The sequence below is a fragment of the Mammaliicoccus sp. P-M59 genome (genome assembly GCF_022386135.1).
GTDB classification, from domain to species: domain Bacteria; phylum Bacillota; class Bacilli; order Staphylococcales; family Staphylococcaceae; genus Mammaliicoccus; species Mammaliicoccus sciuri_A.
In genome coordinates this window covers 138,760-155,054 of the sequence record NZ_JAJNJJ010000008.1, presented here as the reverse complement: position 1 = coordinate 155,054, position 16,295 = coordinate 138,760, and the positions used below count along the sequence as shown (strand labels likewise).

Genomic DNA, 16,295 nt, shown 5'->3' with positions numbered 1-16,295 from the left:
TTGTTCGAGTGGCTAGAGTTATACCAGAACTTGGATATGCAACAGCAGGCATTAGAGATAAAAAAAGATATATGCATTGAAGAAATGGAGAGGTGGCACTCAGTAAGTTATGCACGAGCAGACTTAGGAAAGAAGCATGACTTTCATTCTCGCTTACAACAGGTCAGCCGTATTGAGGAGGAGTTAGAGGAATTGAATGAGAGGATAAAAAAGTTAGAAGAACAGAAGGAAAGAGTATTAAGTTTGTTGGACCGTTTCCAAGGTATAGAACACAAGATACTTAGAAAGAAATATGTAGATGGTATGACATTACAAGAGATTGCATATGACTTAGGTTATAGTGAACAATACATTAGAAAGAAACATGCTGAGTGTATCAAGAGAATCAAGTTCATTAGTTAGTAGTCAACGTTGTCAACAAACAGTCTACACAAACTATTGATTAATCATGATATTGTAATAACATAGAAAAATTATACGAAGGACTGACACATTGTGTTGGTCCTTTTAATTATGCAATGAAGGAGTGATTGGTATTGGTATCATGAGACGTTGTAATCATCCAACATGCAACAAACTTATATCACACAACCAAACATACTGTGATGATCATAAGCAATACACTAACAAAGCATACAATGATGCAAGGCAAAGGAATAATCCTGAATACTTAAATTTTTATAAACGCAAAGAATGGTTAGATAAAAGAGAAATTGTATTAATCAAAAACGATTATATTTGTGTATCTTGTGGCGGAATAGCTGAAGTAGTAGACCATATAATCCCGACAAAAGTAGATTGGTCGAAACGATTAGATGAAAAGAATCTACAGCCATTATGCAATGAATGCCATAACAAAAAAACAAAAGAAGATTTAAAAAAGTACGGAATGTGAAAAAGATAAAATAAAAAATATGTAAAAAAATAAAATTCGAAAAAATTAAAAGTCCCCCACCAACTTTGACGGGGCATCGTCGAAATCTTTACGGAACGGGGCAGACCTTTCTTTCGGACTTTTTCCCTTTTTTAAACCGATTTTACAAAGGAGGTGGTTTGGTTGGCTGGAAGAAGACGTGTTGCGACTGATGTCACAAAAAAGAACTTAACAAAAGATGAAATCAGACAACGTAAGCAAGAAGAAGAACTTTTAAATGTCTTTGAGGGAGTACCCGAACGGCCACCGACTTGGTTGAGCAAATTGGCCAAAAAAGAATATAAGCGTATTGTTCCCTTAATGAAAAATTTGCCAATAGCAAACCTAGATTTACAGATTATATGTCATTATTGCGAACAAGTTTCAAGCTATTTAGAACTAACTAAAGACATACAAGAAAATGGATATAATATATTCATCAAAAATGATGAAGGGGAAATTATTAACGTTAAAATTAATCCTTCAGTATCTAAAAGACTAGAAGTGGCGAGAGAAATGAGAGCAGCAGCTAGTATGATTGGTATAAGTTTAGACAGCAGAATTAAAATTGTCGCACCAAAGAAAAACGAAGTTGTAGAGGACCCAATGGATGACTTCTTTAACTGACAATAAATTGATTGATCCAGTTACTTTTTATGCAAAAAAAGTGCTAAAAGGCGACATTTTAGCATCTAGGATGGTCAAAAAAGCGTGCAAACGTCACTTAAATGATTTAAAACGTGATGATTTAGCCTATAATTGGCAACCCAACAAAGCACTACATGTTATCAATTTCATTGAAAAGCTACCAGATATTAAAACAGGTGAACGTCATCCTTTAGCATTATTTCAAAAGTTTATAGTTGGTAGTATTTATGGTTGGCAGAATGATGAAGGACATAGACGATTTAAACGTGCTTATATTAGTATGGCCAGAAAAAACGGTAAGTCTATAATCGTTGCCGGTATTAACCTTTATGAATTGCTTTTTGGGGAAAATCCTAAATTAGGTAGACAGATATATTGTACGGCCAATGCAAAAGACCAAGCTAAGGTCGTATGGGAAATGTGCATGAAACAATTGAATTCATTACGAGAAGAATCGGCCAAAGTATACAACATTACTAAAATTACTGAATCTAAAAACCTGTTGGCAAATAAACGTGACGGTTCAATCTTAAAACCATTATCAAAAGATACAAAAAAACTAGATGGTTTTGATCCATACATTGGTATTCTCGATGAATATCACGAAGCTAAAGATGATTCAATGTTTGAAGTCCTACGTTCTGGTATGATTCAACAAGTTAATCGTTTAATAGCAATTATTAGTACTGCTGGGTTCAATTTGAATGGACCAATGTATAAAGAATATGTGTACTGCGAAGGTTTGATGAACGGAAAGTTTGAAAACGATAACTATTTTGTATATTGTGCAGAAATGGATAGTGACGAAGAAATAGACGATGAAAAGAACTGGATTAAAGCAAATCCTCTACTTGAAGTTGAATCATTTTATGACGTTGCCTTACAAACAATTAAGGACGATATGCAAGAACAAATCGATAAAGGTGAAACACATAAAATAAAAACAAAAAACTTTAATATTTGGCAATCCAATAGTGAATCATCACTAGTTAATATAAAAGATTGGGAAAAAATAAGCGTTGATAATGCACCTGATATTAGTAATAAAGATGTATATATTGGCGTTGATTTATCAAGATTAAACGATTTAACGGGAATAGGTTTTATATATCCTATAGATAAAAAGTATTATGTTGATTCTCACGTTTTTGTTGGTACTAGAGGTGGCATAGAAGCAAAAATAAAACGCGACAAAATAGATTATTTGGAAATGGTCAACAGTGGCACTGCGACTTTAACACGTTCTGTTTATGGGATTATAGATTATGAACAAGTGATTGAATACTTAATAAATTATGTTGTCGAAAATAATTTGAATGTTTTAGGTCTATGTTACGATCCTTGGCACTCAGAAACGTTTTTGACTGCCATAGAAAATCGGAAAGATATTAAATGGCCATTGATAGAAGTAGGACAATCATTCAAAGTAATGTCTCAACCTATTAAAGACTTCCAACTTGATGTAATTCAAGAAAAGATAATACATGCTAACAACCCAGCCTTGGATGTAGGGGTTAATAATGCAGTTCTTATTTTCGACAAAGAAGGTAACTGCAAAGTTGATAAGTCTATGTATAGGGAAAAGATAGATAGTATTGTCTCAGTACTAATTGCATGGACAGAAGCGAGAATGCATGAGTTCCAAGAAAATTGGGATGAAATTTATGCAAGTGATGAATTTGGATTTTAGGAGGTGCATCGATGAATTTAAGTAAAATTAAAGACTTCTTTTTGTTAATGGTTGCCAATTTAACAGGCATTCTTTTTTTATTAGGTTTAACCTTGGTTAATATTGCTATGTATTTAAGGTTTAATGAAACAATTGGACTTGTAGTGACAGGCTTAACATTAATTTTAATTGCATTGATTGTTGAACACGAATCTAAACCAGAAAGGAGGTAAGATGATTGGGGATTTTTATTGGTAATAGAAATAGATCAATTGATATGGAACAAATAGATATAGTAAAAGCAACAAAGATATTTCCAGGAATTGAAGGTGCTCCAGTACTAAATGAATATGACGGGGTAGATGCTATAAAAAATACAGACATTTTTACTGCTGTAAGTATGTTAGCAGGCGACTTAGCAAGAATGGATATTCAAATATGGAAGCAAGGTGTTCATGAAGAAAATAATTATTTGGAAAAGTTGATTAATGTACGACCAAATGACTATTACAATGGATATCTTTTCAAATTTATTGTTTTTGCTAATGCTATGTTAACAGGCCATGGATATTTCAGAATCATTAGGGATACAAAGTTTAATCCTAAAAAATTGGTATTCATGAAAACGTCAAAAGTAAATTTAAAAGTAGATGATAATGATACGCTCTACTTTGAATATAAACCAAATCATAAGGATGTTATAAAGTTAGATTACTATGATGTTGTTGATATTAAATTTCATTCATTAGATGGATTTAAAGGTATCTCACTTTTAGAGTCCTTATTAAAGACTTTAGAAACAGATCATTACGGTAGACAATTTCTAGGTAATTTCTTAAAGAATGGTACACATGCAGGTGGAATTTTAAAAATGAAAGGTGTACTTGATAATAAAGCAGCAAGAGATAGAGCCAGAAAATCATTTCATGAACAATATAGCGGGACAAAACAAGCCGGAAAAGTCGTTGTTATGGATGAGTCGATGTCGTTCGATCAGTTAGAAGTCGATACTGAAATACTAAAGCTTATACGTGACAATAAATCATCAACACGAGAAATTGCAGGAGTTTTTGGAATCCCACTTCATAAGTTCGGTATTGAACCAACAAATATTAGTATTACAGATGCAAATTTAGAATACTTATCAACATTAGCACCATATATGAAAGCTAGTTGTTCAGCCTTAGAATTTTACTTTAATTCAGATTTAGATGATTTGGTTAAACGTTTTAGGTTTGATACTTCTGATTTGAGAGTAGTTGACTCAGAAACGCAGGCAAAAATAGATAAAATAGATCTTGAAGATGGCGTCAAGAACCTCGATGAAGTAAGAAAGACAAGGGGTTTACCACCTATAGAAGGTGGATTTGGAGCAAAGCATAGAGTTGATTTGAATCATGTGAATATCGAAAAAGTTGATGAGTATCAAATGAATAAATCAATTGATAAGAAGCATAAAACTAACTTTGAAGGAGGTGAGGAAGATGAAGGATGAAGAAAAAAGAACGATGAACAACATTGAAGTGCGAGCTAAACAAGATAATGAGAAGATGATTATTGGAGGCTATGCACTTAAATTCGATACCTGGTCTGAAGATTTAGGTGGTTTCAAAGAAACTATTTCTTCTAGTGCATTAAATAATACTAATCTAAATGATGTAAGATGTTTAGTTGATCACGAACCGAGTCAAATACTTGGTAGAAGTTCTTCTGGAACATTAAAGTTAGATATTGACGATATTGGTTTGAAGTTTGAATGTACATTACCAAATACTACATTAGCAAGAGATATCTATGAAAATATTAAACTTGGTAATGTTAACCAATGCTCATTTGGATTTATGTTAGAAGATGACGGTGATGAGTGGACATTTGATGATGAGATACGTTCATATAAGCGTACTTTAACAAAATTTAAAGAATTAACTGATGTATCTGTCGTTACTTATCCAGCATATAGAGATACAGATGTAGCACCAGCTCTGAGAAGTATTAAAAAAATGAATTTTGATTTCGAACAAGAAAAATTAAAAACTGAACTTGAATTATTATAAATCGGTGAAGGTTAACACCGTAAAAAATAGATCCAAAAGCTTACTAAATATAGTGAAGCTTATTTTTTATGCAATCAAAAATAAAATGAGGAGGTTCATTTATGAACAAGAAACAATTACTAGAAGCAATAAAAAAATTGAAGTCTCAACGTGATGAAAAGAGGAAAGAAGCATTAAAGTATGTAGAGTCTGACTTAAAAAAAGCAAAAGAACTTCGTGATGAAGTGAAGTCGTTTGATAAAAAAATAGCTGAGAAAGAAGAAGAATTAGCTATTATTGAAGATTTAGAAAATAAAAACTCTGACGAAGAATCTTCAAATAATGAGGAATCTAGTGATAAAAGTGCAGACGTTGGTGAAAAATCATCAGAAAATGAAGAGAAATCAAGTGAACAACGTTCTGTTAAGCGCAATAATCCCAAAGCAACTAAGGACAAAGAAATTAGAAAACAAAAGGAATCTGAAGCGGTAATTAATTTCCGTAATTACCTTCTTACTCAAAATACACGTTCGGTAAAAACAACAGATGAAGGTGTTTTAGTACCTGAAGAAATTTCGAATAAAATAGAAGATTTTACAGATGAATTAGAAGCATTAGATAAGTTAGTAGATGTTAGAAACGTTAAAACACCAATTGGAAAATTTCCTGTCAGAACTGATGAAACGAAGAAAGCGGGATTACCTACTGTTCAAGAATTAGAAGAATCTCCTGAGTTAGGTTTAAGAAAGTTAGGAGAACAAAAATATGAAATCAATACTCACCGTGGACTTTTAAAAGTGTCTTGGGAAGCACTTGATGACGGCGTAGAAGTTGAAAATATTATTGTTGAAGAATTAGCTGAAGAAATTACCGCAACGAAAAACGTTAAAATTTTAGAAGCATTAAAAGGGTTAACTCCTAAGTCGGTTACAACTATTGGGGAAGTTAAAACAATACTAAACGTTGAGTTGAAAAAGCGTTATGCTAAAGAATTTGTTGTTTCATCTGATGTATATGATCAATTAGACCAAATGAAAGATAAAAATGGACGTTATTTATTACAAGAATCTATTACTTCAGCAACAGGATATAAAATGTTTGGTAAAGATATTAGAGTTCTTGATAAAGAAGTGATTGGTGAAAATACTATGTTTATTGGATCATTAAAAGATGCAGTAGTTTTATTCTTAAGAAAGCAATTATTAGTGAATTATGAAATTTGGAATCAATACGGAAAAGTATTCTCTCCAATTTTAAGATTAGATGCTCGATTAAAAAATGACAAAGCTGTTATCAAAGTAGACTTTAATGTTGATGGAGATAATCCACATGGTAATAGTGCAGCAGATGTTATTCCAGAGGCTTAATTTTAAAGCCTCTCTTTTATCAAAATTAGGGAGCGATGTATATGGCCAAATTTAAGGCGTTATTGAAATATAAAGACTTAGAGGTAGGAAATGTAGTAGAGATAGGAGAAGAACTTGAAATGACGGTTAAACGAGCAAATGAAGTTAATAAAAAATTAGAAGTACACGGAAAAATTCTTGAAAGAGTCGAATAAGTCGAGAAACGAGGTGGTTTATATGGAACTCGCTGAACAAGATTTTGACTTATTAAGAAAACATTGTAAGGTTGATCATCATTCTGAAGATAATTTGTTAAAAGCTTATTACGAATGGGCATTTGTTGATATAGCAAGTGCAGTTACAAGTGATTATGAAGAAAATGAAGATTGGTTTCAGAAACATCCTTTATTTCATAGAGCGGTATTTCCATTAACTGCTTATTATTTTGAGAATAGAATCGCATATATTGAACGTAATTTAAGTTATGCACCTCAAATGGTTTTGAGCACACTTCATAAATTACGTGATGCATATATGGAGAAAATGGAGAAATCACAAAATGAAGTTTAGCAGTAGAGATTTAAATGAGAGAGTATCGTTTAATGAGGATGTCAGTAAATCAATCAATGGTCTACCTCAACGTCCAAAACCACAAGAATTATATAGTTGTTATGCCTGCATTCAAGACGCACAAGAGTCTGACACACAAACAAGTATTAATACAGGTAGTAAATTTATTAAGACAATTATTATAAGGGACCCTAGAGGAGATTATAAACCAAGTAATAAGCACTATGTTATACATGATGATGTACGTTACGATGTGAAGTATTATAAGCCTGATTATCGCGATAAGTCTTTCTTAAGAGTGTATTGTGAGGTGGTTATCTAATGGGTGCTAAAATTGAAAAGAATACTATGGAATCTGGATTAAGAAAACAAGTCCGAAATTTTCCGAAGATACAAAATAGGGTTCTTAAAGCTGGAGCATCGTCTTTAATTCCTTTAATGGTCAAGAATACGCCTAAAAGTGAAAGAACAAAACATGCTAAAGACCATGTTGCGATGTCGAACGTTAAAACAGACAGAGACTCTTATGAAAAGTATGTAACTATAGGTTACGAAAGAGGATACAGTCATAGGATACATGTTATAGAATTTGGAACAATGTATCAGAGACCACAATTATTTATCACTAAAAGTGAAAAAGAAGGAAGAAGTATTGTTAATAAGGCAATGGTAACAGCTATGAGAAGAGGCATGAGAAAATGAAAAACATTACAGATGAACTTTATCAACTAATTGTTAACAATGGAGAGATTACAGTAAGTGATAATATTTTTAAATATGTAGTTCCGCAAAATTTTCATGAAACAACTAACAAGCCAATCGTTAGGATTACACCTTTACCATATACTCCGGAAAATTATGCCGACGATCAACAACTTTCAAGAGAATATGATTATCAAATAGACATTTGGTGGTCTGAAAATGAACCGTTTGAACAAGCTGAAATGCTTGTTTTTTTATTGAAAAAAATGAATTTTCAAGCTTATTATCGTGAGCCTTTATATGAAGTAGAGACTTTTACATTTAGAGAGATTATTCGAGCTAAAGCAACGATAATTACATTAAAAAATTAGGAGGCATTATAATGTTAAAAAACTTAAAAGAATCTGAAAGACTATTGAAATTAAATTTACAACACTTTGCAAGCACAGGTGTATCAGGTATTGCAATTGGGGTTTCAAACTTCTATTCGGCACCAATTGAGCAAGATGATGATAAAGGTATTAAATATGGTCCAGGTATGCGTACACGATTCCTTCAAGAAATTGAAGTTGATAGACCACAAGAATCAGAAGATGCATACGGCGATGATATTGTAGCAGCTACTGCTGTATCTAATGGGAAATTAGAGGTAAAAACGACATTTGTTACTGTTCCATCTGACCAAAAAGCATTCTTATCAGGTGCTAAAAAAGGTAAAGGCGGTTTCAAATATAGTGCTGCAGATATTCCACCTGACGTAGGTGTAGTATTTGAACGTCGTAATCATGATGGTTCAAGCGAGTGGGTAGGATTATTCAAAGGTAAATTCACACGACCAGGAATTAAAGGACAAACAAAGCAAGATAAAGTCGAGTTCCAAAATGACGAAGTTGAAGGTAGCTTCATTGATCGCATTTTTGATGAAGCATCACATGTAACTGGATATGATGCAAAAGGTAAAACTGAAGGTCGCGATTATGTATTTATGGAAACATTCGGTAAAACATATGAAGAGTTTATGCAAACTGTTGGAGAACCAGTAGTAGAAGAAGCGAAGAACGCAATTGAAGCGTCTGGAGATGTATCAGAAGGAAGTACTGAGGAAGAAGGAAATACTGAAGGGGAAGGAATTCCTGAAGCATAAAAATAGGGGACGAAAGTCCTCTATTCATTTTTATTTTGGCCAAATTAAAAATTAGAAAGTAGGAAATTAAATGAAACGTACATCAATTGAATTAATTACAGGATTTACAAAAGCAGGGAAACCACAATATAAAAAGTATTTAGCAAAACCGATCCTTACATTGTTTGAAACAATACAAGGCTCTAAATTGTCTATGAAAATGCAAAAAGTATTTAAGGAGCCAGACTTTGATGAACTAACAGAGGAACAATACAAAGAATTATCTGAAACAGAGAAACGAGAATACGATAAGTTACAAGAAGAATATACAGAACAAGTAATGTCGCAAATGGACGTTCTAGATGAAGTGTTTGAATTCATAACTGAAGCATTTGATGAACAATTTACAACAGTTGAGTTACAAAAAGGTTTACCTAGTGGTCAAGAAGGTTTTGAATATTTAGGTTCTATATTGCGAAATATAACAAGTGGCGGAGAACCAAGTGAAACAAAAAAGTTTTTGAACGAGCAGAAGAAATAAATCCTGAAGATTTGACTGTTGAGGGTGCATATAAAAATTATATGAAACTTGCAAAGATGTTAATAGATGAAGGCATGGATCCTCAAAAAGTTGCTAATATGCCTATCCATTTCTTCTTAGAAGTAGTCGAATCACGTATTGAGACAAAACAAAAAGCTACAAGTTTTAAAGACATATTCTAGTCACTCAAAATGAGTGACTTTTTTATTTGCAATTTTTTAAAGAAAGGAGGAATTTTATGCCAAGTCCTATCGGGAATATGGTCATACGAGTTGATTTAGATGGTTCTGGATTTAATAAAGGCGCGACTGGATTACAGAGGCAGTTAAGAATGGTTAGTAAAGAAATGTCAGCTAATTTATCTAAATTCAGTCGTTACGATAACAGCTTAGAAAAATCAAAAGTAAAAGTTGATGGATTATCTAAGCGACAAAGGGTACAAAAAGAGCTCGTAAAAGAATTAAAGCAAAATTACGATAAATTAAGCGCAGAAACAGGAGAAAACAGTGCAAAAACACAAGCTGCAGCATCTAAATATAATGAAGCAGCAGCTAAATTAAATCAATATGATCGCGAACTAGAAGATGCTACAAAGCACATGAAGGACCTACAGGCTCACCAAAATGCATTAAATACAACTTTGGGCAAGTTAGGGAATAGTTTTTCAAAGATTGGCCCACACCTTAAAAATGTAGGAGATGGAATGAAAAATGTCGGTCGTTCTATGGGAATGTATGTTACTGCACCAATTGTAGCAGGATTTGGTGCAGCAGTTAAAGCATCGATTGATTATGAGAGTGCTTTTGCAGGCGTTAGAAAAACTGTTAATGGCAGTGAAAAAGATTATAAAAAATTATCTAATGGCATTATCAACATGTCTAAAAATCTTCCTGTTGCAGCAACAGATATCGCCGAAGTTGGAGAAATGGCTGGTCAACTAGGTATTAAGAAAAGTAACATATTAGACTTTTCTAAAACAATTATTGATTTGGGTGAGTCAACAAACTTAACAAGAGAACAAGCTGCAACAGAATTTGCTAGGTTTGCCAATATCGTTGATATGCCACAAAAGTCATTCAGTAGATTAGGTTCAAGTATTGTTGCTTTAGGTAACAATATGGCTACAACTGAATCTGAAATCATGAGCATGTCTATGAGAATAGCTGCTCAAGGTAAACTAGTCGGGATGACTGAATCAGATATAACTGGTCTTGCTGCTACAATGTCTTCTTTAGGAATTGAAGCTGAAGCAGGTGGTACTGCTATGACAACTGTGCTTAAGAAGATTGATAAAGCAGTTGGTGCAGGCGGCAAAGAATTAAAAGCATTTGCTGATGCTAGTGGAGTTTCGTCAGCTGAGTTCAAGAAACAATGGGAGAAAGATCCGGTAAAAGCATTAGATACATTTATTGGTGGATTGGCCAAATCTAAAAAAGAAGGAGCCAATCTTTCTGAGATGTTAGCTGATTTAGGTATCAAAGGTATTAGAGAATCAGATACCATTTTAAGAATGGCCAATAACCATAAATTATTAGGAAAAGCAGTAAAAATTTCCGGCAAAGGTTGGAAAGAAAATAAAGCACTATCAAACGAAGCCAATCAAAGATACAAAACAATGGCATCTCAATTAAAAATATTGAAAAACAATGTCGTTGCTTTTGGTATTTCGCTAGGCGATGCTATCGCGCCAATCGTTGTAAAGTTAGCTAAGGGATTAACAGGCGTTCTAAAAAGTATGTCTAACATGTCAAATGGTATGAAGATAACAATAGCTGTTGTTGGTTCGTTAGTTGCTGCAATTGGACCGGTGGTGTTTATATTTGGTTCGTTTATTAGTGTCGTTGGTAGTGCGATGACAACATTAGGACCTCTATTAATTGGTATTTCAAAAGCAGGAGGACTAATGGCGTTTTTATCTGGGAAAGTCGCTACAGCAGTTAGACTATTTCCTGCTTTAGGAACAGCGATAAGTTTCGCAGGCGGTCCATTATTGTGGATTGTTGGTGGATTAACTGCTTTAGGTATTGGATTTACAATTGCTTATAAAAAATCTGAGACTTTCAGAAATATTGTCAATAAAGCCGTCTCAGGTGTTATGAACACATTTAAAGCAGCTAAGATTGCACTGCAAGGATTTTTCCAGTTATTCAAAGGCAATGGCCAAGATGGTGTCATTACCCTATCTAAGATATTTCCACCTAATGTAGTAGTTGGAATTACAAACTTTGCAGATAAAATTAAGCGAACCTTTATGCAAGTAGTAAATGCGATAAAAGGATTTGCTAATCAAGTTGGTAGTCAATTATCCACTTTTTGGAGTCAAAATGGTGCCCAAATTACAGAGGCAGTCCAAAATATAGCGAATGTTATATCGACTGTTTTCAAGTTTATTTGGAGTAACATAATACGTCCAATCATGACATTGATATGGAATCTCATGAAATTCATTTGGCCAGCTATTAAATGGCTAATAAAATCAGTTTGGGAAAATATCAAAGGCGTTATTAGTGGTGCTTTAAATGTCATCATGGGTACGATTAAAATATTTTCAGGTTTATTTACTGGCGATTTCAGAAAAATGTGGGAAGGTATTAAACAAATTTTTAAAGGTGCACTTCAATTAATCTGGAACGGCGTACAACTTATGCTCGTCGGTAAGATTTTAGGTGCTGGTAAAGTTTTTGTTCAACTGTTTAAAGGTGTAATCAGTGGTGGTTGGAAATTTATAGTTAATGTTTTCAGAAATGCATTAGGAACTATATACCGTGTAGTAACAGGTAGTTTTACGAAAACTTATAACTTCACCAAAACAATATTTTCTCTTATGAGAACAGCTGTAAATAAAATATTAGAATCTATGAGAAATGGAATTAAAAGAATAGTCCAATCTATATATACAAATATTAAAAATGCCTTCACAAGATCATATAATTCTTCTAAAAATATTTTTGGAAAACTTAAAGATTTCGCCGTTAATTTGTGGAGAAAATTACGCGACTCTGTATCTAATCAAGCAAATAGAATATATATAAATGTAAAAAATAGTTTTACAAGATTGTATGACAAATCGGCTAACTTATTCAGAAGGTTACGTAAATTTTTATCTGATTTATGGGACTCAATTAGAAGAAGAACAGTGGATAAAGCAGTTGCATTATACAGAGGAGTAAAAAGCCAATTCGAAAGATTATTCTCTAATAGTAAAACTATCAATCAGAGAATCAGAAGTTTTATGAGTAGTATATGGCAAGGTATAAGAAGCAAAACTACTGGTATAGCAACTAATATTAAAAATTCTGTTTTAAAAAGTTTTACTGTAATGAGAGATAGATTAAAAGGAATTATTGGTAAAATAAAAGGCCATATTGGTGGAATGGTCAAAGGTGTAAAAAGTGGTTTAAACAAATTAATTGATGGTGTCAATGCAGTAGCGACTAAAATCGGTATGGATAAATTCAAACACATTAAACTATCAACAGGTACTGTTCGACATAACCATGCTCTATCTGATAGCAAAGGAAGATTAAAACAGACAACTAGAGCAATTGTAGGTGATAAAGGACCTGGTAATGGTCCTGGTGGATTTAGACATGAAATGATTGAGTATCCGAATGGACGCCTAGCAATGACACCTAAAACAGATACAGAGGTTATTTTGCCAAAAGGCTCAAGAGTTCATAACGGAACAGCAACTTATAATTATTTGAATACGCCACAGTTTAGCACAGGTACATTACCAAGATTTAGCCTAGGTAGTTGGCTTGATGACAAGAAAAAAGATGCAGGTAAATATGCTGGTAAGAAAATGGCTCAAGCAAATAATGCAGGTAAGCAAATTATTAATGGTACCAAAGACACTGCTAAAGCTTTGAAAAAAGGATTTGATAAAGCTATAGGTGATGTCTGGGACTTTGCATCCAATCCAGGAAAACTAGTAGATAAGGTCATGTCTCATTTTGGTGTAGATTTCGGTAGTCTACCTGAATTACCAAGAAAAATGATGGCAGGAATGTATAAAAAACTAAAAGAAGGCGTAAAAGATTTATTTGCCGGATGGCTTGAAGATAGTGGTGGTGGAGATGGTAGTTCATTCACGAAGTACGCTATTACAACACCATATAGTCCTAATAAAGCGGTAGCTGGATATGGATTTAATGGTGGACGTCATTATGGAATTGATTATGCAACACCAGTCGGTACAACACTGACAGCGCCAACTAGCGGTACTATTTCAAAATTAAGTAACTACGGCGGCGGTACAGTTGCTAAATTATTAAGTGGTAAGTTCACACAGTTCTTTATGCACTTAAAAGATATATTCAAGACAGGTAAGGTTAAACAAGGCGAAAAATTCGCACACACAGGTAACAGTGGTCATTGGACTACTGGACCTCACTTACATTATCAAGTAGAGAAAGGTCATTCAGCAGATATTACTAACAGAAATACAGTGGATCCTGCTAAATTCTTATCTGGAAAAAGTGGAGGTAAACAAGCACCTTCACAATGGCGTTCTACTATTCAAAGAGCAGCAAGAAGAATGAAAGTAAATTTATCTAGCAAAGAGTTGAATGGTATTATTGCTCAGATTGAACGTGAATCTGGTGGGGATGCAGGCATTACCCAGGGTAATATCGGTGACATTAATAACATTCTAGGAACACCTGCCAAAGGTCTACTCCAATATGTACCTAGTACATTTAAAGCTTACGCTGTAAAAGGCCATGGTAATATTTGGTCTGGATATGATCAATTATTAGCGTTCTTTAATAACTCAAATTGGAAAAACGATATACAGTATGGTCGTTCAGGTTGGGGACCAAGAGGACATAGAAGGTTTGCTACTGGTGGCAAGGTATGGAACGGACTATATCATTTAGGTGAAGAAGGTTATCCAGAATGGATAGTTCCAACAGACCCAAGCAGAAGTAATGATGCCTGGAAAATACTAGCTTTAGCTGCAAAAGATTTAGAAAAAACATCACCTAGAAACAAACGGCCGAACAATCTTCCTAATCCTTTAAATCAATCAGGAACAGGAAATTCTAGCCTCGAACAAAAATTTGATGCATTAATAGGACTAGTGGCTAAATTAGTAGAAAGTAATAATGATATAGCAAATAAAGATTATGAGCCTGTAATAGATAAATATAGTTTGGAGAATGAAGTGTTTAAGTTGATTGATAAATATGAAAGAACAAAGCAAAGACGTAGCAGATATAATCCTGCAACGTAACAGGAGGTGTATAAATGCTTGATACAATTATTGTGAACAAGAAAAAACTTGATTGGTTGGTTGTAGAGAGAGGGTTTAATATACCCTCTTTTAATTTTATAACTGAACGAGAAAAAGTTAATGGTAGGGCAGGAAGCGTAAGAAAATCTAGAAATATTGAAGAATTAGAATTTGAGTTACCACTAATCGTGAGAAACGATTATTTATCGCCCGGAGGCAAGAAAAGTCATGATGAAATATTAAAGAAACTAGTCGATTTTTTTAAATATGATGAAGCGGTTGAATTAAGATTTAAATCACAATCTTGGTTTTGGAAAGCTTATTTTGATGGACCAATAGAATTACCTAAAAATCCAAGAGAATTTATTAAATTCACAATCAAAGTAGTACTTTTAGATCCATTCAAATATTCAACTAATGAATATGAAAACACAGCTATATCAGATGAAGTGGTCATAGTTAATAAAGGAACTGCTGATACACCTGTGACTATCGAGGCGAGAGCGCTTAAAAATGCGCCGTATTACATGATAACTAAAAATGATGAGGATTATTTTAAAGTTGGAGTAGACGATGTGAATGAGGTTGCTAAAGATTATTCACCTAACATATTAAGTGACGAATTTAGAACCACAACTGGTTGGACGAAAACTACAAGTGGCAATATATCCGACACACTTTTCGGAGGTATTGTTGGTGGAACATACAAAATAGAAAAAAACGGAGAAGGGTTCGAAGTATCAACTTTTCCTTCTGGAAGTGGATGGATTGGCTCGCAATATAAAAAAGCTTTCTCTAGACAAGCACAAGATTTCAAAGTGACTGTAAAAGCAATTATTTATCAATCAAACAGAGGCGCAGGTAAAGTAGCTTATCATTTGTATGACACAGATAACAGAATACTTGCATCACTAGGTTATATAAATACATCACCTGGTAATCCAAACGGTAAATTTGTGATTACCTTATTTAATCAGAGTGGCGGTGAATCAAAAGTACTTGAAGCAAGAAATGTGCCATTTGTTAACAAAATGAAAACTTTAATTGTTTATATGAGCATTAAAAGAGTTGGCCAATTAATAAAATTAAAGACTTGGTTATTTGATCATAATAAAGACCCTAACAGAATAAAACCACTTCAAATTGTAAATAAGAGCGTAACGGATTCGGGTAATTTTTATCAACGTCCTGTATCGTCAATTGGTGTTTATCAAGCTAAGAGTACAACTATAAATAACTACATGAAAATGCATGCATTAGGCGCTTATGTGTCAGAAAAGTTACCAAAAAAGACTGGTGTAAAAGAACTGTTTATCAAACAAGGTGATTTAATTCAAATAGATACTGACTCTAAAGTCGTAATGTTGAATGAAGAACCTATTCTTGATAAAAAAACATTTGGTAGCGATTATTTTAATGTTGATAGTGGCAAATCTGAATTAATCATTTTCCCACAAGGGGTATTTGATACAACTGTAAAATGGCATGACAGATTTTTATAAGAAGAGAGAGGA

General features: G+C 33.4%; 17 protein-coding genes and 1 pseudogene. All 18 read left to right on the top strand.

All coding sequences use genetic code 11. The annotated features are described in order from the left end of the window. A complete protein-coding gene (locus tag LQ617_RS13010) occupies positions 1-402 on the top strand; it encodes a sigma factor-like helix-turn-helix DNA-binding protein (RefSeq protein WP_239740542.1) in 402 nt (133 codons plus the stop codon). A 133-nt stretch (positions 403-535) separates the two neighbouring features. Then, positions 536-895 carry an HNH endonuclease gene (locus LQ617_RS13005; protein ID WP_239733730.1) on the top strand — a complete coding sequence of 120 codons (360 nt, stop codon included), beginning with the start codon at positions 536-538 and terminating at the stop codon, positions 893-895. Positions 896-1,057: 162 nt separating this feature from the next. Then, a complete protein-coding gene (locus LQ617_RS13000; protein WP_239705765.1) occupies positions 1,058-1,540 on the top strand; it encodes a phage terminase small subunit P27 family in 483 nt (160 codons plus the stop codon). Further along, on the top strand, positions 1,524-3,251 hold the full coding sequence (locus LQ617_RS12995; protein ID WP_239740541.1) for a terminase large subunit: 1,728 nt from the start codon (positions 1,524-1,526) through the stop codon (positions 3,249-3,251). The genes LQ617_RS13000 and LQ617_RS12995 overlap by 17 nt, the downstream gene beginning before the upstream one ends. A gap of 11 nt (positions 3,252-3,262) precedes the next feature. Beyond that, positions 3,263-3,463 (top strand): hypothetical protein, encoded by a 201-nt coding sequence (locus LQ617_RS12990; protein WP_239740540.1) that lies wholly within the window; start codon positions 3,263-3,265, stop codon positions 3,461-3,463. 5 nt (positions 3,464-3,468) lie between these two features. After that, positions 3,469-4,725 carry a phage portal protein gene (locus LQ617_RS12985; RefSeq protein WP_239740539.1) on the top strand — a complete coding sequence of 419 codons (1,257 nt, stop codon included), beginning with the start codon at positions 3,469-3,471 and terminating at the stop codon, positions 4,723-4,725. Further along, positions 4,715-5,284, top strand: a complete 570-nt coding sequence (locus LQ617_RS12980) for an HK97 family phage prohead protease (RefSeq protein ID WP_239740538.1) — start codon at positions 4,715-4,717, stop codon at positions 5,282-5,284. The genes LQ617_RS12985 and LQ617_RS12980 overlap by 11 nt, the downstream gene beginning before the upstream one ends. A gap of 101 nt (positions 5,285-5,385) precedes the next feature. Next, positions 5,386-6,630, top strand: a complete 1,245-nt coding sequence (locus LQ617_RS12975) for a phage major capsid protein (protein WP_239740537.1) — start codon at positions 5,386-5,388, stop codon at positions 6,628-6,630. Positions 6,631-6,671: 41 nt separating this feature from the next. Then, positions 6,672-6,824: a hypothetical protein gene (locus LQ617_RS12970; RefSeq protein WP_239740536.1), complete on the top strand. Its 153-nt coding sequence runs from the start codon at positions 6,672-6,674 to the stop codon at positions 6,822-6,824. A 22-nt stretch (positions 6,825-6,846) separates the two neighbouring features. Beyond that, positions 6,847-7,179, top strand: coding sequence for a head-tail connector protein (locus tag LQ617_RS12965; RefSeq protein WP_239740535.1), 333 nt, complete (start codon positions 6,847-6,849; stop codon positions 7,177-7,179). Continuing rightward, positions 7,169-7,501, top strand: a complete 333-nt coding sequence (locus LQ617_RS12960) for a phage head completion protein (protein WP_239740534.1) — start codon at positions 7,169-7,171, stop codon at positions 7,499-7,501. Before LQ617_RS12965 ends, LQ617_RS12960 begins: the two co-directional genes overlap by 11 nt. Next, positions 7,501-7,881: an HK97-gp10 family putative phage morphogenesis protein gene (locus LQ617_RS12955; protein ID WP_239740533.1), complete on the top strand. Its 381-nt coding sequence runs from the start codon at positions 7,501-7,503 to the stop codon at positions 7,879-7,881. The genes LQ617_RS12960 and LQ617_RS12955 overlap by 1 nt, the downstream gene beginning before the upstream one ends. After that, positions 7,878-8,252, top strand: a complete 375-nt coding sequence (locus LQ617_RS12950; protein ID WP_239740532.1) for a DUF806 family protein — start codon at positions 7,878-7,880, stop codon at positions 8,250-8,252. Before LQ617_RS12955 ends, LQ617_RS12950 begins: the two co-directional genes overlap by 4 nt. A gap of 11 nt (positions 8,253-8,263) precedes the next feature. Next, positions 8,264-8,938 (top strand): annotated as a pseudogene (locus LQ617_RS12945) (major tail protein); the annotation flags it as partial. A 157-nt stretch (positions 8,939-9,095) separates the two neighbouring features. After that, the gene (locus tag LQ617_RS12940; RefSeq protein ID WP_239740531.1) at positions 9,096-9,545 is read left to right on the top strand and encodes a hypothetical protein; all 450 of its coding nucleotides are present in this window, start codon (positions 9,096-9,098) and stop codon (positions 9,543-9,545) included. A gap of 41 nt (positions 9,546-9,586) precedes the next feature. After that, positions 9,587-9,727: a hypothetical protein gene (locus tag LQ617_RS12935; protein WP_239740530.1), complete on the top strand. Its 141-nt coding sequence runs from the start codon at positions 9,587-9,589 to the stop codon at positions 9,725-9,727. Between the two features lie 56 nt (positions 9,728-9,783). After that, a complete protein-coding gene (locus tag LQ617_RS12930) occupies positions 9,784-14,781 on the top strand; it encodes a phage tail tape measure protein (protein WP_239740529.1) in 4,998 nt (1,665 codons plus the stop codon). 14 nt (positions 14,782-14,795) lie between these two features. Continuing rightward, a complete protein-coding gene (locus LQ617_RS12925) occupies positions 14,796-16,283 on the top strand; it encodes a phage distal tail protein (protein WP_239740528.1) in 1,488 nt (495 codons plus the stop codon). Positions 16,284-16,295 lie beyond the last annotated feature (12 nt).

Excerpts from the sequence above, each read along its gene's own strand:
- LQ617_RS12995 (WP_239740541.1), top strand. The coding sequence starts at position 1,524 with ATGACTTCTTTAACTGACAATAAATTGATTGATCCAGTTACTTTTTAT.
- LQ617_RS12990 (WP_239740540.1), top strand. The coding sequence starts at position 3,263 with ATGAATTTAAGTAAAATTAAAGACTTCTTTTTGTTAATGGTTGCCAAT.
- LQ617_RS12980 (WP_239740538.1), top strand. The coding sequence starts at position 4,715 with ATGAAGGATGAAGAAAAAAGAACGATGAACAACATTGAAGTGCGAGCT.
- LQ617_RS12975 (WP_239740537.1), top strand. The coding sequence starts at position 5,386 with ATGAACAAGAAACAATTACTAGAAGCAATAAAAAAATTGAAGTCTCAA.
- LQ617_RS12970 (WP_239740536.1), top strand. The coding sequence starts at position 6,672 with ATGGCCAAATTTAAGGCGTTATTGAAATATAAAGACTTAGAGGTAGGA.
- LQ617_RS12965 (WP_239740535.1), top strand. The coding sequence starts at position 6,847 with ATGGAACTCGCTGAACAAGATTTTGACTTATTAAGAAAACATTGTAAG.
- LQ617_RS12960 (WP_239740534.1), top strand. The coding sequence starts at position 7,169 with ATGAAGTTTAGCAGTAGAGATTTAAATGAGAGAGTATCGTTTAATGAG.
- LQ617_RS12955 (WP_239740533.1), top strand. The coding sequence starts at position 7,501 with ATGGGTGCTAAAATTGAAAAGAATACTATGGAATCTGGATTAAGAAAA.
- LQ617_RS12950 (WP_239740532.1), top strand. The coding sequence starts at position 7,878 with ATGAAAAACATTACAGATGAACTTTATCAACTAATTGTTAACAATGGA.
- LQ617_RS12940 (WP_239740531.1), top strand. The coding sequence starts at position 9,096 with ATGAAACGTACATCAATTGAATTAATTACAGGATTTACAAAAGCAGGG.
- LQ617_RS12935 (WP_239740530.1), top strand. The coding sequence starts at position 9,587 with ATGAAACTTGCAAAGATGTTAATAGATGAAGGCATGGATCCTCAAAAA.
- LQ617_RS12930 (WP_239740529.1), top strand. The coding sequence starts at position 9,784 with ATGCCAAGTCCTATCGGGAATATGGTCATACGAGTTGATTTAGATGGT.
- LQ617_RS12925 (WP_239740528.1), top strand. The coding sequence starts at position 14,796 with ATGCTTGATACAATTATTGTGAACAAGAAAAAACTTGATTGGTTGGTT.